The organism is Methylocystis sp. SC2 (assembly GCF_000304315.1).
In the GTDB taxonomy this organism is placed as follows: domain Bacteria; phylum Pseudomonadota; class Alphaproteobacteria; order Rhizobiales; family Beijerinckiaceae; genus Methylocystis.
Map to the genome: position 1 here is coordinate 1,210,995 of NC_018485.1, position 24,390 is coordinate 1,235,384.

Here is a 24,390-nt window from a genome sequence, read left to right on the forward strand (position 1 = left end):
CGCGCGGCCGGTTAGAAATCCTCGCCGCCGTGTTGCTCATAGATGACGTCGACGTCGCTGCCCGGCGGCAAGGTAATGAGCTGATGCAGTATTCCGTCATCGAGCCCGAACACCCAGCCGTGCAGCATCGGCCGCTGGTCCTCTTTCCAGGCGGTCTGCACGATCGATAATTGCGACAGTCGCATAACCTGCTCGATCACATTGAGTTCGACAAGACGGTTGGCGCGTTCGGTCTGAGAGTTGAGCGCATCGATCTCGTCTCTATGCATCCGATAGGTGTCTTTGATATGCATCAGCCATTTGTTGAGCAGCTCCAGATCGGGCCGCTGTCGGTCAAGGGCGGCGCGAACGCCGCCGCAATTGTAGTGACCGCAGACGATGACGTGCTGAACTTTGAGCACTTGCACGGCGTATTGGATGACGCTGAGACAGTTGAAGTCCGTGCAGATCACCTGATTGGCGATGTTGCGGTGCGCGAAAATGGCGCCGGGCAGCGCATTGACGATGATGTCGGCCGGCACGCGGCTGTCGGAGCAGCCGATCCACAAGAATTCCGGCTTCTGATCGGCCGCGAGACGCTCGAAATAGCCGGGATCGCGCTCGCGGACTTCCTCGGCCCAAGCCTTGTTCTCAAGCAACAGTTTTTCGAAGGATTTCATCACGCCCGGTTTCTCTCAGCCGTAAGCCTCAAAAGCGGTCTGGCTGCGACAGCAATGTGACAGCGACAGGAAGCCGCTCGGAACAGGAGCGCGAACTGAGGCGATCATCGTCGGCGTCGCGCCCTCGCTCAAGCAGGGCGAGTCTACGAAGGTCTTGAGGTGACGACAAGTCCGCCCGCGCATCGTCGCGTAGGGCCACGCTCGCGAAACGCCAAGAAGGCCGCTCGCTTCGGCCGCCTATTTTTGTTGAACCGCGCAGAGTTCGCCCCACACCTGCGGCAGGCTGGCGATGATGTCGTCGGCGATCAGCCCAGGACCAAAGATCTCGGCGGCGCGGGCATGCATCCAGGCGGCGCAGGACGTCGCGAGGAAGCCGTCCATGCGCTGCGCGAGCAGGCCGGCGATGACGCCGGTCAAGACGTCGCCCGAGCCCGCGGTGGCGAGCCAAGGCGTCGCATAAGGAAGGATCGAGGCGCGTCCGTCGGGCGCGGCGACGACCGTGTCCGCCCCCTTGAAGAGCACGACCGCGCCGCTGGCGCGCGCCGCCTCGCGCGCCTTGTCGAGCTTCGAGCGGCAGCCGCAGTCGCTCTCGCAAGCGGCGAAGAGCCGTGCGAATTCGCCGGCGTGCGGCGTCATCACCACCGGACCGGGCGCGGCGCGCGTTGCGCGCCACAGCCGCTCCGGATTGGCGGCGAAGCTCGACAGGGCGTCCGCGTCGAGGACTGCGGCGCGGCGATAGGCCTGCGGCGCAAGCGCCGTTTCGACCTGCGCGCAGCTTTCCTCGCTGACGCCCAGCCCCGGACCGATCGCGACGGCGTTTTTGCGCTCGTCGGAGAGAACCTTGGCGAGGCCCTTCGCGCCGTCGGCCGGTCGAACCATGACCGACGTGAGCGCGCTGGCGTTGACCGCAAGCGCTTCGGTTGGGCTGGCGAGCGTCACGAGACCCGCGCCGGCGCGCAAGGCCGCCGCCGCTGAAAGCCGCGCGGCGCCTGTAAAGGAGGCGCCGCCCGAGACGACCAGCGCATGGCCGCGCGAATATTTGTGGCCCTCGACCTGCGGCAGGGGCAGCGCGGCGCGCCAGAGCTGCGGCATGTTGACGAAAGTCTCGACGGCGAGCGAATCGAGCGCGGAAGGTCGAATGCCGATATGCGTGCAGGTGAGCGCGCCGCAATGCAGACGGCCGGGCAATAGCAGATGGCCGGTCTTCACGCGAAAAAAGGTGACGGTCGCATCGGCCTCCACCGCCGCGCCGCGCACCGCGCCGGTCGTCCCGTCGACGCCGCTGGGAATATCGACGGCGACGACGTTCTGGCCGCTTTCGCGCCGCCAGCGGTTCAGGCGGCGGACGAGCGCGCTGGCGTTCGAATCGAGATCGCGCGCGAGGCCCGTTCCGAACAGAGCGTCGATAACGAGATCGACGCCGTCAAAGCTGCAGTCGAGCGCGGACGTGACCGCACAGGGCCAGGCGGCGGCCGCTTGCGCCGCGTCGCCGCGCAATTGGTCGAGCGGGGTCAGGGAAGCGACGCGGACTTTATAGCGCTGCGCGCGCAGCAGCCGCGCCGCGACAAAGCCGTCGCCGCCATTGTTGCCCGGACCGCAGAGCACCAAGACCCGACGCCCGCTGGTGCGTTGAAGAATTTGGCTGGTCACCCGCGCGATCGCCGCGGCGGCGCTCTCCATCAGCGACATCGCCGGCACGCCGCTCTCGATCGTCAGGCGATCGGCGCGAGACATTTGATCCGTCGTGAGGATTTCGAGCGGGAAAGCGGCGGGCATGGCGCGATGGTGACCGAAGGCCGCCGCCCGCGCAATGGGCGCCGCTCACAAGATGGACGCCACGCCCGTTAATCCGGCGCCGCATTCCGCCGCGCCTCGGTTTCGGCTATGTCAGCGACATGCTGACCGCCGCGCTGATCGCCTTCGACTCTCCCGGCGCGCCGCTGCGGCCGGAGGCCGTGGCGCGCAGCCTCGGTTCGCTCGTCGAGTCGTGCGTCATGGGACTGATCGCCGACGCTCTGATCCTCGCCGCGCCGGGGCGAGGCCTGGACGGGATCGCCGACGAAGCCGGCTGCGCGCTGATCGAGACGCCGCGCGCCGCCGACGGCCTGGCGCAGGCGCTGAAAGCGGCGCGGCGCGACCATCTTCTCCTTCTGCTGGCCGGGTTCGCCGTGGAGCGCGACTTCGCCGAGGAAGCGCAGGATTTTTTCGCCTATGGCGACTCCAGCCGCGCCCGAACGCTTCGGCTGGCGCCCGATTCGTTGATCACCCGCGTTGCGCCGGGCTTGGCGCGTCCGGTCGGGCTCATCGCGCCAAAAAGCGCGCTCGCGACGGCGGCTGAAGGCGCGGATCTGGCGCGGCTTGCGCGAAAGATGCGGGGCGCCGATCTGACGACCCGCGCCCGCCGCGTCCTGTAGCCGCAGCGTCCGGCCGATCAGCGCGCGAATGTATTGCAGGCGTCAATGCTGCCCGTGCGCAAGCCTTTCAGCAGCCATTGCGTGCGCTGCGCCGCCGAGCCGTGGGTGAAGCTGTCCGGCACCACATAGCCGCGCGTCGCTCTTTGCATGCGATCGTCGCCGATCGCCTGCGCCGAAGCGACCGCCTGCTCAATGTCGCCTTCCTCGAGAATGGGCTTTTGCTTGTTGGCGTTGTTGGCCCAGACGCCGGCGAGGCAATCGGCCATCAGCTCCGCGCGCACCGAAAGCGCGTTGGCTTCCGAACGGCTGCCCGCCATTTGCTGCGCCCGCTGGACCTTCGGCAGAATGCCCATGAGGTTCTGAATGTGATGGCCCATCTCGTGCGAGATCACATAGGCATAGGCGAAATCGCCGCCGCCGCCGAACCGCCGCTGCATGTCGCGGAAAAAGGACGTGTCGAGATAGATGCGCTGGTCGAGCGGACAATAGAACGGCCCCATCGCCGACTGCGCCGCGCCGCAGCGCGACTGGGTGTAGCCGCTAAAGAGAACGAGCCGCGGCGGCTGGAAGCGCACGCCCCTCTGCTCCGGAAGCACCTGCGACCAGACCTGCTCGTTGGAGCCCACCACCTTCGCGACGAAACGCCCCATTTGATCCGTCGGCGCGCTTTGCCGCGGCGCCTCCTGGCGCGGCGAAGCCACGTCGCGCTCCTGGCGCATATTGTTGATCATCTGCGCGCCGCCGATGAGAATCGCAGGATTGACGCCGAGCGCCCAGCCGATCAGTCCGAGGATCACCATCGTGCCAAGGCCGATGCCGCCTGCGCCCATGCGGGGTCCGCCCCCCATCATCGGTCCGCCGCCGCGACGATCCTCGATATTGTCAGACGACTGGAGATCTTCCCACTTCATATTCGCGCGCTCCGGGGCGCGCCCCCCAGGGCGCTGCTCGATGAGCTATTTAATTGAGCTTACTGCCTCTGGGTAGAGCGGCCCTCGCGGACGGCGGCTCATGACGCGCCCCATTCCTTTGGCCACTCTTCCCGCAGCCGGCCGCCGAGCCGCACCGGCGAGATCATGGTCGCCAGCCCGTCGGCGCCGATTTCGGCCGCCACGCCGCAGAAGGTCGCCTCGCCATTCGCCGGCTCATAGCGCGCGCCGGGCGTCTTGCGCAGGAACCGGCGCAGCGGCTCCTCCTTGTCCATGCCGACGACGGAGTCGTAATCGCCGGTCATGCCGGCGTCGGTCTGATAGCCGGTGCCGCCCGGCAGGATCTGCGCGTCGGCGGTCGGCGTATGCGTATGCGAGCCGACCACCAAAGACGCGCGGCCGTCGACGAAATGCGCCATCGCCATTTTCTCGCTCGACGCCTCGGCGTGCATGTCGATGAAGATGGCGTCGCATCCGACGCCGAGCGGACAGGCGCCCAGCTCGCGCTCGATGGCGGCGAAAGGATCGTCGAGCGCCTCCATGAAGACCCGGCCAATCGGATTGACGACGAGCACCTGCTGCCCGCGCGCCGCCGTATAGAGGCCGGCGCCGCGTCCGGGCGTTCCCGGCGGATAATTGATCGGGCGCAGCAGCCGCGGCTGGCGTTCGATGAAAACCAGCGCCTCGCGCTGATCGAAGGCGTGATTGCCGAGCGTGACGCAATCGACGCCAAGGCCGAGCATTTCCTCGCAAATGGCTTCGGTGACGCCAAAGCCGCCGGCGGCGTTCTCGCCATTGGCGACGACGAAGTCGAGCGCCCATTTTTCGCGCAGCCGGGGGACAAAGCGCGACAACGCCGCGCGGCCAGAACGGCCAAGCACGTCGCCGATGAAGAGTAAGCGGAGCTGAGTTGCAAAGGTCACAGCATCTGGATAAGCGCGTAGAGGGACGTGCGCAACGCTGCCGCGCTGGGACACGCTTGAGATGACCAATAAGTTGCACCTAAATGACTACGTTATCGCCCATCACTCATGATCAGCAGAAAATCATTTCGCCCCTCTGTAGAGATGAAATATCTAGAAGGTTTGATTCGCTAAGAGGAATAATGTATTTTGTAATTTTACTTGCCAGCATGGCGCTTACGTACATAAGCATAGCCATATCCGCGAAGTTTTCAATAATATTAACAGAAGCTGTTATAATAATAATCTACTGCATGTTTGTTATTATCAATATAAACATTCTTGAACATTTATTGCGCAGGCGAATCGCTTATGTCATTACTCATATTTTATATGGAACTGCAATCAGAGCAAAAATAGCTGACATCAAGGTTATAGCAAGACGCTTCGCTCGCACGATGTCATATGATACCTTCATGACATGTAGACCAAGCGATGATCGGTTCAACATGATCCGTCAGAAAATATATGGCGATGTAACAGAATATGTAGCAGTTGGCGACGATATTCTATTTTTCTGGAACGGAGACATTAACTATCCAAATATTTATCCAGTGATGTATCAGAAGGAATTCAGATGTCTACTCCAAGAAAAAGAAGATCAAGACTTAGTGAAATTCGCTGATGCAGTCGTTAATCCAGCGCTTGGGGAAGACTATTTCCTCTTTGCAAATTTCCTCGATGAAAATGGCAGGCTTCTGAACTGGCTCGAACTTTGGCCTGCGCGCCACCTTTAATTAATGGAACGGTTTGATATAACACCCGCTCCCTTGAAAGCGCCGCCACACATGCAAGACGCCGCCGAACGCCCCGCCGTCCTGACGCAAAAAGACGCGCCGGCGCGGCCTTACGTCGTTTTCGAAGACGGCCGCAGCGACGGACAGGCGCTGCTGTTCGAGGAGCCGGAGGAGATCATCGTCGCCCGCGCGGCGAAAGACGTCGCGGCGGCGTTCGAACGCATGGAGGCGGCGACAAGGCGCGGCCTCTATCTCGCCGGCTACGCCGGCTACGAACTCGGCTATGCGCTGGAGCCCAAATTCGCCGCCCAGGCGACGCCCGACGCGCTTACGCCGCTGCTGCTCTTCGGCGCGTTTCGCGCGCCGCGGCCCTGGTCGCTGCCGCCGGCCGAGAGCGCGGCGCCGAACATTCCGCTTTCCCCCGCCTGGACTCAGGACGAATACACGCAGCGATTCAACACGTGCCGAGACTATATTTTCGCCGGCGACGTTTATCAGATCAATCTCACCTTCCCGATGTACGGACGCTATGACGGCGATCCGCTGTCGCTTTATCGCGGTCTGCGCCAGCGCCAGCCGGTCGCTTATGGCGGCGTCGTGGCGCTCGAAGCCGAGACCGTCGTGTCGCTGTCGCCGGAAGTCTTCTTCGAGGCGCAGGACCGCGACATTCGCGCCCGCCCGATGAAAGGCACCGCGCAGCGCGGCGTGATGCCGACCGAAGACATGGCGCGCGCGCAATATCTCGTCGAAGACGAAAAGTCGCGCGCCGAAAATCTGATGATCGTCGATCTGCTTCGAAACGATCTGTCGCGGCTCGCCGTCGTCGGCACGGTGAAAGTCACCGATCTCTTCACCATCCAGACCTATCCGACGCTGCATCAGATGACGTCGGGCATCGAGGCGCGGCTGCGCGACGACGTGACGCTGAAGGATCTCTTTACCGGGCTTTTCCCTTGCGGCTCGGTGACCGGCGCGCCCAAGATCCGCGCGATGGAGATTATCCGCGATCTCGAATGCGCCGCGCGCGGCGTCTATTGCGGGGCGCTCGGCGTCATCGCGCCTGATGGCGACATTCGTTTCAACGTCGCGATCCGCACGCTGACCATTTTTCCGGAAGGCGACCTCGTCTGCAATGTCGGCTCCGCCGTCGTCGCCGATTCCCGCGCGCGCGAAGAGTATGAGGAATGTCTGATCAAGGCGCGCTTTCTGACCGGCGCGAGAACGACTTCGGCCTGATCGAAACGCTGCTATGGACGCGCGACGAGGGCTTCGGCTTACTGGCCGAACATCTCGCGCGGCTTGCGGCTTCGAGCGCCGCGCTCGGCTTCGCCCATAGTGACGCGCGCGTCCGCGACGCGCTGAACGCCGCTGTTGCGGGCGCGTCGCGCGGGCGCCTTCGCGTGCGGCTAGTCCTTGCGCGGGACGGAACGATCGAGAGCAGCGTCACGCCCATCGAGCCGGTTCCGAGCGATACCGTCTGGCGCGTCGCCGTCGCGAAGCGGCGCTTTGCCTCCGCCGATCCGCTGTTGCGGCACAAGACGACGCGGCGCGCGCTCTATGAAGATTCTCTCACTGATGCGGCGCAGCGCTGCGGGGCCGATGAAGTTCTCTTTCAAAATGAGCGCGGCGAGTTTTGCGAAGCGGCGCGCTGCAACCTCTTCGTTCCGCAAGGCGAAGTCTTGCTGACCCCGCCGCTGTCTTGCGGCCTGCTGCCGGGAACGCTGCGCGCCGCGCTCATCGCGCAAGGTCGCGCCCGCGAGTCGATCCTGCGGCTTGAAGATATTTCAGAGTCGGAGTTTTTTCTCGGCAATTCGGTGCGCGGGCTGGTTCGCGCGCGGCTCGTCGAGTGACGCGATTCAGTTCCGAGCCGAACAGGCGGAATGTCATATGTGGACGGCCCCGCTTGGCAAGCGGTTTTTTGTCGGCGCGGTGAACCTGGTGGCGGGTTTCGGTCATATGTCCGGCCTTTTGGCGCGGCGCGTATGTCCGCTGGCCCTGATGAAGTTCGACTGCGAAGGCTCCTGATCATTCCCGCGAGCTTTGTGCACGTGACACGTAGCGGAGTGTCCTTCGTCGTCGTTTCCGACCCTGTCGTTCATCACGTCGATGTTTCGCCCTCGCCAAACTGGATGGTTCGAACGGTTACGCCATCGAGGGCTTCCCTGCGCGCGCCATGATCTGGGTTCGGAAGGCCTCGCCGGTCGTCATCATGGCCCAGATGATCCGCGCCAGCTTGTTGGCGAGCGCGAGGCTCACGAGCCGCGCCGGCTTCCTGGCCAGGAGGGCGACGAGCCAATCGCGCAGAACGCCGTTGCGTTTGCCGGCCACGCGCAACAGCGAGGTCGCGCCGAGCGTCAGCAGCTTGCGCAGATAGCGGTTGCCCTGCTTGGTGATGGCGCCGAGCTTTTCCTTGCCGCCGCTGGAGTTTTGCCTGGGCGTGAGGCCGAGCCAGGCGGCAAAGTCGCGCGCGGATTTGAAGACGCTGGGGTCCGGGACGCTGGCGACGATCGCCGTGGCGACGATCTTGCCGACGCCGGGGACGCCGGCGAGCAATTTGCTGATCTCGCTTTGCGCATGGACGTTGGCGATCTCTTTATCGAGCGCGACGATCGCGGCGCTGATCGCCTCCAGCTGCTGGACGAAAATCTTTACGGTCGCCTTGGCGATTTCTGGAAGCGTCGCGTCATTCTTGGCTTTTTCCAGCAGTTCGCCCGCATGGCCGACGCCCTTGGCGGCGACGACGCCAAACTCCGCGAGATGTCCGCGCAGCGCATTGACGCTCATGGTGCGCTGCTTGACCAGAAGCTCGCGCGTCTTGTGCAGCATCAAGCTCGCCTGGTTCTCGGCGCTTTTGATCGGCACGAAGCGCATGTCTGGCCGCGACACGGCCTCGCACACCGCCGCGGCGTCGACCGCGTCGTTCTTGCCGCGCTTGACATAGGGCTTGACGTAAATCGGCGGGATCAGGCGCACGTCATGGCCCATGGCGCGCAGTTCGCGTCCCCAATAATGCGCCGAGCCGCAGGCTTCCATGCCGATCAGGCAGGGCCCCGCCTCGGCGAAAAAAGCAAGAAAACCATCCCGCCGCAGCTTGCGCGTGACGGCCCGCCCATCCTCGCTCACCAGCGCGTGAACTTGAAAATACCGCTTGCCCAAATCAATCCCGATTCTGATAAACTTCTTCATGGACGGCCTCCCTCTCTGTGGCGCTCCGGCGACCACGTCTTGGCACTTTAGATGCCGTTAAGGCGGGGCCGTCCACCCCATCATTCCCGACGCGCGCTTTGCGCGATCGGGAATCCCGAGCAAGACTAGCGATCCTGGATTGGCTCTGGATTCCCGGTCAGGCCTTCGGCCTGCCGGGAATGACAAGACCCAAGCGAAACGGATCAGGCGGAAGTCGTATGACCGTCGGCAAAGAGCGCAACGATCACGTCTGCCCCGGTTTCAGCCGGTAGAAAATATGCCTGCCGATGACGTCCATCTTTCGGAGCGCGCGCGCCCAGCGCGGATGGACGTAATTGGCGTGATAATGCGTCGAACGGCCGACGTCGGAGATGTAGGTTCGACCAACCATGACCTCCTTGGCGACGCGCACCGCCTGTTCCCAGGCGTCGCCTTCGGTGATGCGGAGCGATTTGCCCTCGCAGGCGAAGGAAAACTGGCAGCCGCGATAATGGCGCCGGTTCTGATAGACGACGCCGCAGACGCTCGACGGATAGAGGCCGCTCTGGACGCGGTTGAGCACGACCTGCGCGACCGCGGCCTGCCCCGCCTCGGGCTCGCTGCGGGCCTCGAAATAGACCGCTTCCGCCAGGCAGCGGGCCTCGCGGCCAAGCTTTTCCGGATCGATCGAAGCGGCGTAATCCGGACGTGACGCGCTCAACGCCTTGCCGGGCGTCGACAGCGCCAGCGTCGCGCCGGGGAAGGACGACACTTCGATGGGCACGGCGTCCGGCTGCGCCGGCGTCGACGACCCCAGCGCGACGGCGCGCGGCGTCTGCGGGGTCGCGCCATGAAGGGCGCGTTCGGTCCGCGCCTCCCGCGCGAGGTCGCGGAGCGCGTCGGCGCCGGTCGGCGTCGAGATCGACGAACTCTGCGCCGGCGAGGCGGCCGCCATTGACTTTTGCGTCGTCGCCGGCTCCGGCGCGGCGCCCGCGTCCGCCTCTTCGAGCGCGTCGTCGCCCGGGGTTTTGCCGCGCGGCGCAAGCGGCGTCGCCGTCGGCCGCGTCGACTTGCCGTCGAGTCCGAAGGAGAGCGGCGGCGACTCGCTCAGCCCCAGATTCGCCGGCTGCGGCCGGCGCGTCTCGAAACCGGGCCGCATGGCGACCACCGGGTCGCCCTTATGCCGCCGATCGACCTGGGGAAAATGCTTCACATCGGGCTTGAGGTCGACATGCGGCTCGCGCTCGTCACGAACGGCGTCATCCTCCTCCGGGCCGCCAACCACAAGGCGCGCCTGCTGAATTTGGGCGCGCGTCTCGCCATAGAACCCGTAGTCGCCGCTCGCCGCCTCGCTGAAGCCGAGCGTCAGCGCCCCTGGCGCGCGCGCCGCGAGCGGAGAAACGCGCCAATCGGCGACGGGGTCCTGCCCGGCGGCCGCGGTGAAGGAGACCAAGACGCCGACGCCGAGCGCCCATGGCGCCGTTACGCTGAAGACCCAGGGCGCAACCCCTCTGCGCACGAAACGCGTTCTCGACTGACGACGCATAGACTGATCCATGTGCGACGGCGCGTCTGGCAAGGCGCCGCGATTTGCGTCGCTCCGCCCCGGATGCGATCCTTCGCAAAACCTTATCGTTCATTAGCCTTGCGGAACCGTTGCCGGGGCGTCGCCGCCATCGTGCCAGAATGACGCAGCGGCGCGATCATTCGCCGATCAGATGCAGCGCGACCTCGCGCCGGTGCGGCCGCCGGCGATGCTCGAATAGAAAGACGCCCTGCCAAGTTCCAAGCGCCAGCGCGCCGCCAATGAGGGGGATCGAGAGCTGCGTCTGGGTGAGCGCGGCGCGAATATGCGCGGGCATGTCGTCGGCGCCTTCCGTATCATGGGCGTAATCCGCGCCTTCGGGCGCGAGCCGCGCGAAGACGGCTTCGAGATCGCGCAGCACGGTGGGATCGGCGTTCTCCTGAATGAGCAGCGACGCGGAGGTGTGGCGACAGAACGCCGTCGCCAGCCCCTGCGTCATGCGCGCGCCGCGGGCAAAGTCGCGGACGGCCTCGGTGAATTCGTAAAAACCGCGCCCGGATGTATCGATCCGCAGAATTCGGCTCGTTTGTCGCATGGAGCGAATGTGCGAAGGCGCATGGGAAAGTCCAGCCCCGCAGGCTTTTTGAACGCTTGTCTTGGACACGCGCAAAGGTTAAGCGCGGCGTAAGGATGGAAGCTGCAATGTCCGAACTGATTGATACGCTAATGAGTTGGGCCGCGTCGGATACGGGAAAGACGGTCGGCGGGGCGGCGCTGACGGCGCTCGCCTGGGCCGAAGCGTCGACCGTCGTCGGCGCCGCTTACATGAAGCGGATGATCCCGCTGCGCATCACGGCGATGCTCGGCAATGTGCTCGGCGTGACCTTGGGGCTCATCATCGCCAGCCCGCCGACGATCGCCAAACATGCGATCAACCTGCCGCTGAACTTCACCCGCATGCGCGAAATGCGCAAGCTTATCGCCAGCGTGCGCGAAGCCAACGGCAGCGACCTGAACATCGAATGGCTGAAGCCCTTCATGCATCCGCGCACCCTGCGACGCGGCGAAGCGGTCTTCAAGAAGGGCGACGCCGCCGACGAGGCCTTCGTCGTCGTCGAAGGACGCGTCGAAATCGTCGAACGCGACGCGATTCTCTCGCCGGGCGCCATTTTCGGCGAGATGGCGCTGTTTACGACCAACGGCAAACGCACCGCGACGGCGCGCTGCGTCGACGACGTCAGCCTGCTCGTCATCACCTATGAGCAGTTCGAACAGCTCTATTTTCAAAACCCCGAATTCGGCCTGTATCTCGTGCGGCTGATCGTGCGCCGCTTCGAGATGAATCATCGCGAGGAAGAGCTGGAGAGCGCGTAAATCCGATTGAACGGTTCAGCTGTCATTCCCGACGCGCGCGACGCGCGCGAGCGGGAATTCAGAGCCAAATCAGCGTTCTCGCAGTGACCCTGGATTCCCGGTCAGGCCTTCGGCCTGCTGGGAATGACATGGCCCAGGCGGACGGATCAGCCGGAATTCGTATCACGCCGTGCTCACGGCCTTTTCGCCGAGCGCCGCCTGGGCGGCGGCGAGCCGCGCGATCGGCACGCGAAACGGCGAGCAGGACACATAGTCGAAGCCGATCTTGTCGAAGAAGGCGACGGAAACCGGATCGCCGCCATGTTCGCCGCAGACCCCGAGCGTGATCGTCGGATTCGCGGCGCGGGCGCGTTTGCAGCCGACTTCGACCAGTTCGCCGACGCCCTCCTGATCGATCGTCACGAAGGGGTCGGCCGGCAGCAGCCCCTTTTCGACATAGGCGTTGAGGAAGGAGCCCGAATCGTCGCGCGAAATGCCGAGCGTCGTCTGCGTCAGGTCGTTGGTGCCGAAGGAGAAGAAATCCGCCGACGGCGCGATGTCGCCGGCGCGCAGCGCGGCGCGCGGCAGTTCGATCATGGTGCCGACATGATAGTTCGGCCTGATCCCGGTCTCGCCCTCGACGAGCTTCGCCATTTCGGCGACGCGCGCCTTGACGAGATCGAGCTCGGCGCGGGTGAAGACGAGCGGCGCCATGATCTCGATGTCGACGGGTTCGCCCGTCGAGAGAGAGGCTTCGATCGCCGCCTCGAAGATCGCCCGCGCCTGCATGTCGACGATCTCGGGGAAGATGACCGCAAGCCGCACGCCGCGAAAGCCGAGCATCGGATTGAATTCGGAGAGCTGCGCGGCGCGGCGGCGCAGCTTCACCGGATCGGCGCCCATCGCCTTCGCCACGGCGGCGATCTCGGCGTCCGAATGCGGCAGGAACTCATGCAGCGGCGGATCGAGCAGTCGGATCGTCACCGGCAGGCCCGACATGATCTCGAACAGCTGCTTGAAGTCCTCGCGCTGCATCGGCAGCAGCTTCGCCAGCGCGAGGCGGCGTCCCTCAGTGTCGTCGGCGAGAATCATCTCACGCACCGCGACGATGCGCTCGCCCTCGAAAAACATATGCTCGGTGCGCGCGAGGCCGATGCCCTCGGCGCCGAAACGGCGGGCGGCGCGCGCATCGGACGGCGTTTCGGCGTTGGCGCGGATTTTCAGGCGCCGCTTCTGATCCGCCCAGGACATCAGCACGGCGAATTCGCCGGTGAGTTCCGGCCGCTGCATCTTCACCTCGCCGGCGATCACCTGGCCGGCGGAGCCGTCGATGGTGATGCGCTCGCCCTTGCCGAAGCGCTTGCCGGCGACGGTGAAACTCTGGTCCTCATAGTCGATCCGCAGCGCGCCGGCGCCGGTGACGCAGGGCTTGCCCATGCCGCGCGCCACGACGGCGGCGTGCGAGGTCATGCCGCCGCGCGCGGTGAGAATGCCTTCCGCCGCATGCATGCCGCCGATGTCCTCGGGACTCGTTTCGATGCGCACGAGGATGATCTTGCGCCCGTTCGAGGCGAGCTTGGCGGCCTCTTCCGGATCGAAGACGATTTCGCCGACGGCCGCGCCGGGCGAGGCGGGGAGACCCGTGGCGAGAATATTGCGCTTCGCCGCGGGATCGATGGTCGGATGCAGCAATTGTTCGAGCGACTGCGGCTCGACGCGCGTGATCGCCTCATCCTTGCCGATGAGGCCTTCGCGCGCCATGTCGACGGCGAGTTTCAGCGCCGCGCGGGCGGTGCGTTTGCCGGCGCGCGTCTGCAGCATCCATAATTTCCCGCGCTCGACCGTAAACTCCATGTCCTGCATGTCGCGGAAATGGCGTTCGAGCTTGTCGGCGTATCCCTTGAATTCGGCGAAAACGGCAGGCATCGCCGCTTCGAGCGAGATTTTCTCGAAGCCCGACGCGTGGCTCGCGGACTGGGCGATCGGCTGCGGCGTTCGAATGCCGGCGACGACGTCTTCGCCCTGCGCATTGATGAGATATTCGCCGTAGAGTTCGCGCACGCCGGTCGAAGGGTTGCGCGTGAAGGCGACGCCGGTCGCCGATTGCGCGCCCATATTGCCGAACACCATCGCCTGGATGTTGACCGCTGTCCCCCAGCTTTCGGGGATGTTGTGCAGGCCGCGATAGACGATGGCGCGATGGTTCATCCAGGATGAAAACACCGCCTTGATCGCGCCCCATAATTGCTCGCGCGGATCCTGTGGGAAGCTCTTGCCGGCGGTCTGTTCGACGATCGCCTTGTATTGCGCGGCGACCTTGCGCCAATCGTCGGCGGTCAGCTGCGTATCGAGCGCGAAGCCCTTGCTCTCCTTGATCTTCTCCAGCGCCTCCTCGAACCGGTGATGTTCGACGCCGAGGACGACGCTCGAATACATTTCGATGAAGCGCCGGTAGCAGTCCCAGGCGAAGCGTTCATCGCCGGAGTCGCGCGCGACCGCTTCCACGGTCTCGTCGTTGAGACCGAGATTGAGCACCGTGTCCATCATCCCGGGCATTGAGGCGCGGGCGCCCGAACGCACCGAGACGAGCAGCGGCTGCTGCGGATCTTCGAAGGCGTGCCCGGCGACGCGGCCGATGTCGGCAAGCGCGGCGTCGACCTGCCCGGCGAGATCGGCGGGGAAGGTCTTGCCGTTGGCGTAAAAATAGGCGCAGACCTCGGTGGTGATGGTGAAGCCGGGCGGCACGGGCAGTCCGAGCGCCGCCATTTCAGCGAGATTGGCCCCTTTGCCGCCCAAAAGCTCTTTCATCGACGCCGATCCTTCGGACCGACCGGCGCTGAAACTATACACCCACTTGGTCATACCTTTTTCGTCCGGCGAGAGAGGCGGGCGCGCAACGCGCCGCGCCCGGGCGGTTTTGGCGTTCTTGGGCGCTTCCGGCCGCGCCGCGGCCGCCGACGCCCCGCCTGCGCGGATCATCAAGCGCGCCGGAAGTTACGCTCAAATGACGCGCGACCACAAGTTTGCGCATAACTCCTTGAGCGCTATTTTGGCCAGTGATCGAAGAAATCCAGCCGAGGTCGCGCGGTGATGAAAAGCGAACAGGATGACGCGCCGCGTCCCGCGGCTTTCGAGATCGGCCAGCCGCTCGATCTTCTGTCCGTCGCCGAACTCGACGAACGCATCGAGCGACTGCGGCTAGAGATCGCCCGACTCGAGGCCGCCCGCGCGGCGAAACAGGCGGCGAACGCGGCGGCGGAAGCGTTTTTCAGGAAGTAAGGCTTCAATACAAAAAAGAGCTTTACCTGCTCCTACAGTCGTGCACACTAGCATTTGCTGCGGATTTTTTTATTAGGAGTTTTTTCAATGAAAGCGTTTCTTTTGTTGCTGTTGATTGGCTTGTTCCAGTTGTTTCCCGCGGCGGCGCAAGCTGACATTCCGGATTACGTATTAGCCTATCGACTCGCAGTTGCTTCTTACTGCGCATATGCCGTAAACGACCTCGATGACGATCACGGCAAAGAGCGCGCCCGTCGTTGCCTAACAGAAGCCAAGAAACGGGACCCAGAGCGATTACAGTCCTTGGACGTGCAGGGCGCGGATATCGAGACTTATTTCGATCCGCGCCATAGTGAAAATGCTTATTTGCTGGCCCGTACAAAGGACGGTTTAATCCTGGCGTTTCGCGGCACTCTTACGCCGCCAATTGATCCCGATGGATCTTTATTTCATGTCGCGCGAAAAACGATTGAAGAGCATAACCTTCACGTTGCTGGTTTTCAAAAGTTCGTTGAGGACTGGTTGAGGGATATTGATGCTGTGACCTCCGCTGGTCGCCACCCCGGCATACAGGGTGCGTGGGAGGATATTCTCGCACATCTTGACACCAAATGCGGGCGCGAAGCCCAGCCCTGCTTTCGCGATTTGTTAGCGCATCTCGATCCGGAAAAGGGTGAAAAGCTCTTCATAACTGGGCACAGCAAGGGTGGCGCCTTGGCTACACTCGCTGCGTTGGACATCGCGAATAAGTTCGGCGTCGTGTCGCCGACCGTCTATACCTTCGCTGCTGCAAAAGCTCTTACCGAGAAACAGGCCGCAGAAGAGATGGTCAGAGCCAGCAATATATGGCGGTTTGAACGGGCTGACGATCTTGTGCCCGCCCTCGCGCCTGATAGTACCGCCTTCTATTGGCCTTGGCACTATGCTCATGTCGGTTCGCTGGCGCTCCTCGGCGCCGGCCGGTCACGATTGTGTCCGCCTAGCCCCAACGGCATCTACACTCCGAATGATCGAGACCGCATTGCCTCCATTTTATTGGATGCCGCGACATCCGCACCAATCAATTTCCTCGCTAGCGTGGCTCAGATTGATCCAATCGGCGCGTTAAAAAAAGTAGTTAATGGCGGCGAACCGGCTTGCCGAAAGTTTGTCGACGCTCATTTCGCTGTGTTTTCGGATGTCCGCCAACTGGCACGCAATGGCGACACCTCTGGGCCTGGTTTTTTTGTCGACGATCTTACGGACGACAACAAAGACAAGATTCTATGGGGTTATGGTCAGTGGTGTAATCTCGTAAAATTTATCGACTGAGTCTCCGCTCGCCTCTATTGCGCCGGCTTGACAGCCGGCCCTTTGGCGTGCGCTTTTCCGCGCTTGTCGCGCTAAGCGCCCCTCCTTGCCGAGACTGCCTATTCCATGCATCGCTACCGTTCGCATAATTGTGGCGCGCCCAATGAGGCGCTCGTCGGCGAAAAAATCCGACTTTCCGGCTGGTGCCATCGCATCCGCGATCACGGCGGCGTGCTGTTTATCGATCTGCGCGATCACTACGGGCTGACGCAATGCGTCGTCGATCCCGATTCGCCCGCCTTCGCGCAGGCGGAGAAATTGCGCTCGGAATGGGTGGTGCGGCTCGACGGCGAGGTGCGCAAGCGCCCCGCCGGCACCGAAAATCCCGACATGCCGACCGGACAGGTCGAGGTTTACGTCAACGAAATCGAGGTGTTGGGCGCCGCCGCCGAATTGCCGCTGCCGGTCTTCGGCGACCAGCAATATCCCGAGGACACGCGCCTCAAATATCGGTTCCTCGATCTGCGTCGCGAGAAGCTGCACCAGAACATCATGCTGCGCGGCCGCATCATCGATTCGATCCGCATGCGCATGAAGCAGGCGGGCTTCTTCGAGTTCCAGACGCCGATTCTGACCGCCTCCTCGCCCGAGGGCGCGCGCGACTTTCTCGTGCCCTCGCGCCTGCATCCGGGGAAATTCTACGCGCTGCCGCAGGCGCCCCAGCAGTTCAAGCAGCTGATCATGGTCGCCGGCTTCGATCGCTATTTCCAGATCGCGCCCTGCTTTCGCGACGAGGACGCGCGCGCCGACCGCTCGCCGGGAGAGTTCTACCAGCTCGACGTCGAAATGAGCTTTGTGACGCAGGAAGACGTGTTCGGCGCGATCGAGCCGGTGCTGCGCGGACTCTTCGAGGAGTTCGCCAACGGGAAAGCCGTTACGCAGAAATTCCCGCGCATTTCCTTCCGCGAGTCGATGCTCAAATATGGCACCGACAAGCCGGATCTGCGCAACCCGCTGCTGATCGCCGACGTGTCGGAGGAATTCGCCCGCGAGGACGTGAGCTTCAAGGCGTTCAAAGGCAAGACGGTGCGCGCCATCCCCGCGCCGGGCGCCGCGAGCCAGCCGCGAAGCTTCTTCGACAAATTGAACGATTGGGCGCGCAGCGAAGGCGCGCCGGGGCTCGGCTATGTGATCTTTGAGGAAGAGAACGGCGCGCTCGCCGGCAAGGGCCCGATCGCGAAATTCATTCCCGCCGAGGCGCAGGCCGCGATCGCCGCCAAGGCGGGCGTCAAGGCCGGCGACGCCGTGTTCTTCTCGGCCGGCGAAGCGACCGCCGCCGCGAAACTCGCCGGCATGGCCCGGCTGCGCATCGGCGACGAACTCGGCCTGTCGAAGCAAGACGTCTTCGAATTCTGCTGGATCGTCGATTTCCCGATGTATGAGTGGAACGAGGACGACAAGAAGGTCGATTTCTCGCACAACCCCTTCTCCATGCCGCAAGGCGGCATGGAGGCGCTGGAGACGCAGGATCCGCTCACCATCCTCGCCTACCAATATGACATCGTCTGCAACGGCGTGGAACTATCGTCCGGCGCGATCCGGAACCATCGTCCCGACGTCATGAAGAAGGCGTTCGAGATCGCCGGCTATGGCGAAGACGTGCTGATCGAAAAATTCGGCGGCATGTATCGCGCCTTCCAATATGGCGCGCCGCCGCACGGCGGCATCGCGCCCGGCGTCGACCGCATCGTGATGCTGCTCGCCGACGAGGAAAATTTGCGCGAGGTGACGCTGTTCCCGATGAATCAGCGCGCCGAGGATCTGCTGATGGGCGCGCCGTCGGAAGCGACGATGAAGCATCTGCGCGAACTGCACATCAGGCTGAATCTGCCGGAGACGAAGCCGTAGGCGCGCACCATTCTTATTGCAGGGCTGGCGCCGCTTGCCAAAGTCGGCAAGCGGCGCCATCCGCGCGGCGGTCCCGACCTCAGTAGCGATCCACGCCGCGCCTGTTGTCGCGCCACGTGTCGCGCCTATCGTAGCGGCCACTGCCATAATATCCGTTGCGGCCCGCCCTGCCTTCTAATTCTTTGTTCGTCAGCTTGAAGTTCTGATCGAAGGTCAGGTCGTAACGCTTGCCCCGACATTTGGCGTCGTCGACTTCGAATTTTCCGTCGTCGAATTCCATCTTGCCGCCGGAACAGCCCGCGTCCTTCATCGCTGAACGGATGCTGGATTTCTCTTCGCGGGTGAGCCGACGGTCGGCCTGGGCCGGAGTCGCCGCCATGCCGACGAGCCCGAGAAGCGCGATGCACGTCACGAGAATACGCATGTTCGAACCCTTTCTCTTGCAGCCGGAACGAAGCCGCGGCTGCGCCATGCCGCCCAAAAGGCCGGCGATCTGCGGCCATATGAGGCGCCAGCCGCTATCGGAAAGAGGGCCGCTGAATGTTTCGGCCCTCCGCCTTGCCTCCCGTGGCGCGGTCCCCTATAAGCGCCGCGGCGCCTGCGTTTCCGACACCCCTGGAGGCGAAGCAGCGCCTTTTCTTTTGACATGAAGGACACCGACATGGCCGAGACCAAGAAGCTCGCGGCCACGGTGCGCAGCGGGACAGGCAAGGGGGCCGCCCGCAGCGTTCGCCGTGAGGGCCGCATACCAGCAGTGCTCTATGGGGGCGGCGAAGCGCCGCAGCCGCTTTCGCTCGAAAAGAAGAGCCTCTCCCAGCTGATCTTCGCCGGGCACTTCCTCACGACGATTTTCGAGCTCGACATCGACGGCAAGAAGGAGCGCGCCATCCCGCGCGACTATCAGCTCGACGTCATCAAAGACACGCCGATGCACGTGGACTTCCTGCGCCTGAAGCCGGGATCGCGGCTGCGCGTGCAAGTGCCGGTGCATTTCACCAACCAGGAAGCGGCGCCTGGCATCAAGCGCGGCGGCGCGCTCAACATCGTCTATCACACGGTGGAGATGTGGGTGCCGGCCGACAATATTCCGGAGGCCATCACCGCCGACCTGACGGGCATGGACTTCAACGATTCACTGCATATTTCGGCGATTCCGCTGCCGGAGGGCTGCAAGCCCACCAATCCCGACAAGAATTTTACCGTCGCGAGTCTGACGCCGCCGGCGGGCGGCGGCGCCGAGGAGACTCCGGCGGCTGCGCCTGCGGCCGCTCCCGCCAAGGAAGAAAAGAAGAAGTAGCCCCTCCCCGTCCCTCCCCCGCCGCGCTTCGCTTGCGGGAGAGGGAACGCTAACGATCGGCATTCTCACGAAGCCGGCGAGCGCCGGTTCTGCGCCCTCTCCCGCGAAGCGGGGGAGGGTTGGGGTGGGGGTATTTCATGCTGCTCCTTGTCGGACTGGGCAATCCCGGACGCGCCTACGCCAAGAACCGGCACAATATCGGCTTTATGGCGCTCGAAGCGATCGCCAAGCGACACGGCTTTCCACAAGCGCGGGCGCGCTTCCAAGGTCTCGTCAGCGAGGGGGCGATCGGCGGCGAAAAGGTCATGCTGCTGCAGCCGCAGACCTATATGAACGAAAGCGGCCGTTCGGTCGGTGAAGCCGCGCGCTTTCACAAGATCGGCGTCGATGAGATCGTCGTCCTCCATGACGAACTCGATCTCGCGCCGGCCAAATGCCGGATCAAAACGGGCGGCGGCGTCGCGGGCCACAACGGGCTGCGCTCGATCACCGCGCATATCGGCAACGACTATAAGCGGCTGCGGCTCGGCATCGGCCATCCGGGCGATAAGGCGCTGGTCCATGCTTATGTGCTCAGCGATTTCGCCAAGAGCGAGGAGCCCTGGGTGGCTGCGCTCTGCGAGGCGATCGCCGAAAACGCCGGACTGCTCGTCAAAGGCGATGACGCCGGGCTGCAGAACCGGCTGCACCTCGCCATGGACGCGAAGGGCTTTGCTACGGTGAAGCGCGTCGGCGCGCGATAGGCCGGGCTCGTTCGCGCCACACGCCCCTTTCGACAAAAGCGCTGAAGACGCGGACCGTGGGGGACTTTCACAAAATCACGCAAGCGCCTATATTCAATTTGCCGGCGCTTGCGTCGGCTATGGCGATAAACGGACACCGTAATAAACCATTCGGACCCGGGGGCGGTACCCGGCGCCTCCACCCAAGCCCGTCGCAGCGGCGGGTTTCGGCGGGGGCGAAATAGGATTGACGAGGGTGTAAAGGGTGATTTTTCGCTCGGCATGATACCGCCGTTATCGGGTCAAACCTTATAGTTGCCAACGACAACTATGCTCCGGTGGCCGTCGCTGCGTAATGCAGCGCCCAAACTGGGAATTAAGCCCTAGGGGTTAGCACTTCTAGGCGGGGTCAGGAGGCGCCTGGCAACAGAAGCCTCCGCTTCAATTTTCTCGCGCCGCGCCGCCGTGATGCAAGCGCGGCAGGCATGGCGGTCGGAGCGGTAGCCGGTCGACCATACGGATGGCAGTCTGGCGCGACGCAATGGCTAAAGACATTATTCGCTATGATCTTCTTGTTCAGGACGCCATGCGCGGCGTCATGCGCAAAGTGTTGGGCGACGTCGCCGAGAGCGGGTATCTGCCCGGCGACCATCACTTCACCATCAGCTTCCGCACCGATGCGCCGGGCGTCACGATTTCGCGCCGCCTCGCCGAACAATGGCCGAGCGAGCTGACGATCATCCTGCAGCATCAATATTCAAATCTGGAAGTCGACGAAGAAGGTTTCGGCGTCACCCTGTCGTTCCGCTCGGTCCCCGAGCATCTCTATGTGCCCTTCTCGGCCGTCACCGGCTTTTTCGATCCCGCCGTCGAATTCGGCGTGCGCTTTGAGAGCGCCGAAGACGGGCTTGAGGAAGACGACGATGAGGACGCGCCTTCCCCGGGACCAAGCCTCGTTGCGAAAACGCCCGAGTCGGTGAAGGCGTTCAAGCCGACCAAGGTCGAGCCGGTAAAATCTGAACCGGCCAAAGCAGAGCCGAACAAGACGCCGAGCGCCGACAGGCAAAAAAAACTCAAGCCGGTCGAAACGAAGGAAGACGGCGACGACAAGATCGTCTCGATCGACGCCTTCCGCAAAAAGCCCTGATGGGCGAGGTCGTCAATCTGCGGCGCGCGCGCAAACAGCGCGACCGCCGCGTCAAGGACGACGCCGCGCAGGCGAAGCGCGCCGCCTTCGGGCGCGCCAAATCCGAGCGGGAGTTGACCGCCGCGCAGGCGCAGCTGGAAAGCGCCAGGCTGGAGGCGCATCGGCGCGAGCGGGAAGCGGACGATCCGGCGTGAGCGAGGCGCCGGCGTCGCAGAACTCCAGCTCCCGCGTCGTCAAGCATTCGGTCGTCATCGCCGGCCATCGCACCAGCGTCTCGCTTGAGGACGCCTTCTGGCGGGCGCTGAAGGACATCGCCGCGCAGGAGAGCGTGTCGCTCGCGGCGCTTATCGCCCGGGTGGATGCGGGGCGCGGCGAGGCGAATCTCTCCTCGGCGCTGAGGGTGTTCGTGTTGGAGCGGGCGCTCGAAGCGCGTGAAACGTCCCCAAGCCCCTCACCTCACCTCTCCCCGTGAACGGGGAGAGGAGTCATAGAGACTGCGCGCCTTGTGCAAATGTTTGCGCGACGTCGGCCGCCTCTTCTCCCCGCATGCGGGGAGAAGTGAGATGAGGGGCCGGGGGATTGGCGCCCAATAAACGGCCGAAACAGTGATTCGCCTTCCGTTCTCCTGTATGGTCGCAGAATCATGAAAAGCAGCCCGTCGCCCCAGCCCGACGACTATACGCCCCAGTCCGGCGGGCTCGCCGGGCGCGCCGCGGCCTCGAGTCGGCCGCGCTATCTCGACGCGCTCAATCCCGAGCAGCGCGCCGCGGTCGAGACGCTCGACGGTCCAGTGCTCGTGCTCGCCGGCGCCGGCACCGGCAAGACGCGCGCCCTGACGACGCGCATCGGCCACATCCTCGCGCTCGGCAAGGCCCGCGCCTATGAAATCCTCGCCGTCACCTTCACCAACAAGGCGGCGCGCGAGATGCGCCAGCGCGTGGAAGCCCTCGTCGGCGAAGGCGCGCAGGCCATGCAATGGCTCGGCACTTTTCACGCGATCAGCGCCAAGATTCTGCGCCGCCACGCCGAGCTCGTCGGCTTAAAGCCGAACTTCACCATTCTCGACACGGACGACCAGATCCGCCTCTTGAAGCAGGTGCTGCAGGCCGAGAATATCGACGACAAGCGCTGGCCGGCGCGCGCCCTCGCCATGCGCATCGACGGCTGGAAGAATCGCGGGCTGACGCCGGCGCAGGTCCCCGCCGGCGACGCCGAGAGCTTCGCCAACGGCAAGGGCGCGGCGCTTTACGCGCTCTATCAGGAGCGGCTCAAGGTTCTGAACGCCGTCGATTTCGGCGATCTCCTGATGGAGAGCCTGCGGCTCTTTCGCGACAATCCCGACGTGCTCGCCGATTATCAGCGGCGCTTCAAATATATTCTGGTCGACGAATATCAGGACACCAATGTCGCGCAATATCTGTGGCTGCGGCTGATTGCGCTGGGACGGGCGCAGGGTCAGCAAAATCTCTGCTGCGTCGGCGACGACGATCAGAGCGTCTATGGCTGGCGCGGCGCAGAGGTTGAGAACATCCTGCGTTTCGAGCAGGATTTTCCCGGCGCCAAGGTCATTCGCCTCGAGCGCAACTACCGCTCGACGGGACATATCCTCGCCGCCGCCTCGCATCTCATCTCGCATAATGAAGGCCGGCTTGGCAAAACGCTGTTCACCGATGGCGACGAGGGCGAGAAGCCGACGCTGACCGGCGTGTGGGACAGCCAGGAAGAGGCGCGCAGCATCGGCGAGGACATCGAGCAATTGCATCGCAGGGGCGATTCGCTCGAAGAGATCGCCATTCTCGTGCGCGCCTCGTTTCAGATGCGCGAATTCGAAGAGCGCTTCGTCGAAATCGGCCTGCCCTATCGCGTCATCGGCGGCCCGCGCTTTTACGAGCGGCTCGAAATTCGCGACGCGCTCGCGTATCTGCGCTGCGTCGCGCAGCCGGCCGACGATCTCGCCTTCGAGCGCATCATCAATACGCCCAAACGCGGCCTCGGCGACGCGACGCTGCAGATGCTGCATGAATATGCACGACGCGAAGCCATTCCGCTGATGCAAGCGGCGCGTTTTCTCGTTGAAAGCGAGGAGCTGAAGCCGAAGCCCCGCGGCGCGCTGCGCGGCCTCATCGGCGATTTCGACCGCTGGCGCACGCTGATCGATGCAAAGCCGCAGCATGAGCTCGCCGAGCAGGTGCTCGATGAGTCCGGTTACACCGAGATGTGGCGTTCGGACAAGACGCCCGAAGCCGCTGGACGGCTCGACAACTTAAAAGAGCTTGTGCGGGCGATGGAGGCCTTTCCTGACCTCGAGTCCTTCCTCGAACATGTGTCGCTGGTCATGGAGGCTGACAGCGCCGTCGATCAGGAGCGCGTCTCGATCATGACGCTGCATGGCGCGAAGGGCCTCGAGTTCGAGACCGTCTATCTGCCCGGCTGGGAGGAAGGGCTGTTTCCGAGCCAGCGCACGCTCGACGAACAGGGACGCGCAGGATTGGAAGAAGAGCGTCGCCTCGCCTATGTCGGGCTGACGCGGGCCAAGCGCCGCGCGAAAATCTATTTCGCCAGCAACCGGCGCATTCACGGGCTGTGGCAGGCGACCGTGCCGTCGCGCTTCATCGACAATCTGCCGTCGGACAATGTCGAGGTGGTCGAGGCGCCGAGCGGGTCGCAATATGGCTCCTATGGCGTCTCGCGCTTCGCCAATCTCGACGTCTATGGCTCCGACTATGCGACGCCGGGATGGAAACGCGCGCAGGCGGCGCGGGGCGACGCCGGGCGCGGCGAGCCGATGCGCGGCGCACGCGGCAAGCAGCCCGTGACGATCGAGGGCGAAGTGATCGCGCGCTCCTCGGGCGGTTCGCGCTTTTCAGTCGGCGCGCGGGTGTTTCACTTGAAGTTCGGGCCCGGCTCGGTGGCGGCGGTCGACGGCAACAAGCTCACTGTCGATTTCGACAAGGCCGGCAGGAAGATGGTGCTGGAGAGTTTTGTGCAGGCGGGGTGATTCGA

23 protein-coding genes and 1 other RNA gene are annotated in these 24,390 nt (G+C 63.9%); 15 read left to right on the plus strand and 9 right to left on the minus strand.

Going from position 1 to position 24,390, the window contains the following annotated elements:
- Positions 1–11: 11 nt before the first annotated feature.
- Both BN69_RS05750 and BN69_RS05755 read right to left on the minus strand, forming a co-directional pair.
- Positions 12–659 carry a carbonic anhydrase gene (locus tag BN69_RS05750; RefSeq protein ID WP_014890620.1) on the minus strand — a complete coding sequence of 216 codons (648 nt, stop codon included), beginning with the start codon at positions 657–659 and terminating at the stop codon, positions 12–14.
- A gap of 237 nt (positions 660–896) precedes the next feature.
- A complete protein-coding gene (locus BN69_RS05755) occupies positions 897–2,435 on the minus strand; it encodes an NAD(P)H-hydrate dehydratase (protein WP_014890621.1) in 1,539 nt (512 codons plus the stop codon).
- Positions 2,436–2,554: 119 nt separating this feature from the next.
- Between BN69_RS05755 and BN69_RS05760 the strand changes: the two genes are divergently transcribed.
- On the plus strand, positions 2,555–3,073 hold the full coding sequence (locus tag BN69_RS05760) for a hypothetical protein (RefSeq protein WP_014890622.1): 519 nt from the start codon (positions 2,555–2,557) through the stop codon (positions 3,071–3,073).
- Between the two features lie 17 nt (positions 3,074–3,090).
- On the opposite strand, the gene ypfJ is transcribed toward BN69_RS05760, so the two are convergent.
- Together ypfJ and BN69_RS05770 are read right to left on the minus strand one after the other, a co-directional pair.
- A complete protein-coding gene (gene ypfJ / locus BN69_RS05765) occupies positions 3,091–3,984 on the minus strand; it encodes a KPN_02809 family neutral zinc metallopeptidase (RefSeq protein ID WP_014890623.1) in 894 nt (297 codons plus the stop codon).
- A gap of 98 nt (positions 3,985–4,082) precedes the next feature.
- Positions 4,083–4,925 carry a TIGR00282 family metallophosphoesterase gene (locus BN69_RS05770; RefSeq protein ID WP_014890624.1) on the minus strand — a complete coding sequence of 281 codons (843 nt, stop codon included), beginning with the start codon at positions 4,923–4,925 and terminating at the stop codon, positions 4,083–4,085.
- Between the two features lie 293 nt (positions 4,926–5,218).
- Between BN69_RS05770 and BN69_RS05775 the strand changes: the two genes are divergently transcribed.
- From BN69_RS05775 to BN69_RS05785, 3 genes are read left to right on the plus strand one after another with little or no spacing between them, the layout of a single operon-like run.
- Positions 5,219–5,701, plus strand: a complete 483-nt coding sequence (locus BN69_RS05775) for a hypothetical protein (protein ID WP_148277042.1) — start codon at positions 5,219–5,221, stop codon at positions 5,699–5,701.
- Positions 5,702–5,752: 51 nt separating this feature from the next.
- Entirely contained in the window at positions 5,753–6,937 is a 1,185-nt protein-coding gene (locus BN69_RS05780; protein WP_014890626.1) for an aminodeoxychorismate synthase component I, read from the plus strand.
- A complete protein-coding gene (locus tag BN69_RS05785; protein ID WP_041926820.1) occupies positions 6,886–7,551 on the plus strand; it encodes an aminotransferase class IV in 666 nt (221 codons plus the stop codon). The genes BN69_RS05780 and BN69_RS05785 overlap by 52 nt, the downstream gene beginning before the upstream one ends.
- Positions 7,552–7,843: 292 nt before the next feature.
- On the opposite strand, the gene BN69_RS05790 is transcribed toward BN69_RS05785, so the two are convergent.
- The 3 genes from BN69_RS05790 to BN69_RS05800 form a co-directional block, all read right to left on the minus strand.
- Complete coding sequence (locus BN69_RS05790) at positions 7,844–8,887, minus strand: IS110 family RNA-guided transposase (protein ID WP_014889743.1); 1,044 nt, start codon at positions 8,885–8,887, stop codon at positions 7,844–7,846.
- A gap of 244 nt (positions 8,888–9,131) precedes the next feature.
- Positions 9,132–10,412, minus strand: coding sequence for a cell wall hydrolase (locus BN69_RS05795; RefSeq protein ID WP_051013232.1), 1,281 nt, complete (start codon positions 10,410–10,412; stop codon positions 9,132–9,134).
- A 157-nt stretch (positions 10,413–10,569) separates the two neighbouring features.
- Positions 10,570–10,986 (minus strand): secondary thiamine-phosphate synthase enzyme YjbQ, encoded by a 417-nt coding sequence (locus BN69_RS05800; RefSeq protein WP_014890629.1) that lies wholly within the window; start codon positions 10,984–10,986, stop codon positions 10,570–10,572.
- A 107-nt stretch (positions 10,987–11,093) separates the two neighbouring features.
- On the opposite strand from BN69_RS05800, the gene BN69_RS05805 reads away from it, so the two are divergent.
- On the plus strand, positions 11,094–11,765 hold the full coding sequence (locus tag BN69_RS05805) for a Crp/Fnr family transcriptional regulator (protein WP_041926821.1): 672 nt from the start codon (positions 11,094–11,096) through the stop codon (positions 11,763–11,765).
- Positions 11,766–11,927: 162 nt separating this feature from the next.
- On the opposite strand, the gene ppdK is transcribed toward BN69_RS05805, so the two are convergent.
- Entirely contained in the window at positions 11,928–14,606 is a 2,679-nt protein-coding gene (gene ppdK, locus BN69_RS05810; RefSeq protein ID WP_041927179.1) for a pyruvate, phosphate dikinase, read from the minus strand.
- A 228-nt stretch (positions 14,607–14,834) separates the two neighbouring features.
- Here ppdK and BN69_RS05815 point away from each other — a divergent pair, with 228 nt between their 5' ends.
- The 3 genes from BN69_RS05815 (at position 14,835) to aspS (ending at position 18,221) form a co-directional block, all read left to right on the plus strand.
- Positions 14,835–15,023: a DUF1192 domain-containing protein gene (locus tag BN69_RS05815; RefSeq protein ID WP_014890632.1), complete on the plus strand. Its 189-nt coding sequence runs from the start codon at positions 14,835–14,837 to the stop codon at positions 15,021–15,023.
- Between the two features lie 87 nt (positions 15,024–15,110).
- Positions 15,111–16,334 (plus strand): lipase family protein, encoded by a 1,224-nt coding sequence (locus BN69_RS19385; RefSeq protein WP_014890633.1) that lies wholly within the window; start codon positions 15,111–15,113, stop codon positions 16,332–16,334.
- A 105-nt stretch (positions 16,335–16,439) separates the two neighbouring features.
- The gene (gene aspS / locus BN69_RS05825; RefSeq protein WP_014890634.1) at positions 16,440–18,221 is read left to right on the plus strand and encodes an aspartate--tRNA ligase; all 1,782 of its coding nucleotides are present in this window, start codon (positions 16,440–16,442) and stop codon (positions 18,219–18,221) included.
- 79 nt (positions 18,222–18,300) lie between these two features.
- Here the strand turns inward: aspS and BN69_RS05830 are convergent, their stop codons facing one another.
- Complete coding sequence (locus BN69_RS05830) at positions 18,301–18,645, minus strand: PepSY domain-containing protein (protein WP_014890635.1); 345 nt, start codon at positions 18,643–18,645, stop codon at positions 18,301–18,303.
- A 237-nt stretch (positions 18,646–18,882) separates the two neighbouring features.
- On the opposite strand from BN69_RS05830, the gene BN69_RS05835 reads away from it, so the two are divergent.
- The 7 genes from BN69_RS05835 (at position 18,883) to BN69_RS05860 (ending at position 24,385) form a co-directional block, all read left to right on the plus strand.
- Complete coding sequence (locus BN69_RS05835) at positions 18,883–19,518, plus strand: 50S ribosomal protein L25/general stress protein Ctc (protein WP_041927180.1); 636 nt, start codon at positions 18,883–18,885, stop codon at positions 19,516–19,518.
- A gap of 137 nt (positions 19,519–19,655) precedes the next feature.
- Positions 19,656–20,261 carry an aminoacyl-tRNA hydrolase gene (gene pth / locus BN69_RS05840; RefSeq protein ID WP_014890638.1) on the plus strand — a complete coding sequence of 202 codons (606 nt, stop codon included), beginning with the start codon at positions 19,656–19,658 and terminating at the stop codon, positions 20,259–20,261.
- Positions 20,262–20,322: 61 nt separating this feature from the next.
- Positions 20,323–20,681: a transfer-messenger RNA gene (gene ssrA, locus BN69_RS18690) on the plus strand.
- Positions 20,682–20,781: 100 nt separating this feature from the next.
- A complete protein-coding gene (locus tag BN69_RS05845) occupies positions 20,782–21,387 on the plus strand; it encodes an SspB family protein (protein WP_041926822.1) in 606 nt (201 codons plus the stop codon).
- On the plus strand, positions 21,387–21,581 hold the full coding sequence (locus BN69_RS05850) for a DUF4169 family protein (RefSeq protein WP_014890640.1): 195 nt from the start codon (positions 21,387–21,389) through the stop codon (positions 21,579–21,581). Before BN69_RS05845 ends, BN69_RS05850 begins: the two co-directional genes overlap by 1 nt.
- A complete protein-coding gene (locus BN69_RS05855; protein ID WP_014890641.1) occupies positions 21,578–21,859 on the plus strand; it encodes a ribbon-helix-helix domain-containing protein in 282 nt (93 codons plus the stop codon). The genes BN69_RS05850 and BN69_RS05855 overlap by 4 nt, the downstream gene beginning before the upstream one ends.
- A gap of 171 nt (positions 21,860–22,030) precedes the next feature.
- Positions 22,031–24,385, plus strand: coding sequence for an ATP-dependent helicase (locus BN69_RS05860; protein WP_014890642.1), 2,355 nt, complete (start codon positions 22,031–22,033; stop codon positions 24,383–24,385).
- Positions 24,386–24,390 lie beyond the last annotated feature (5 nt).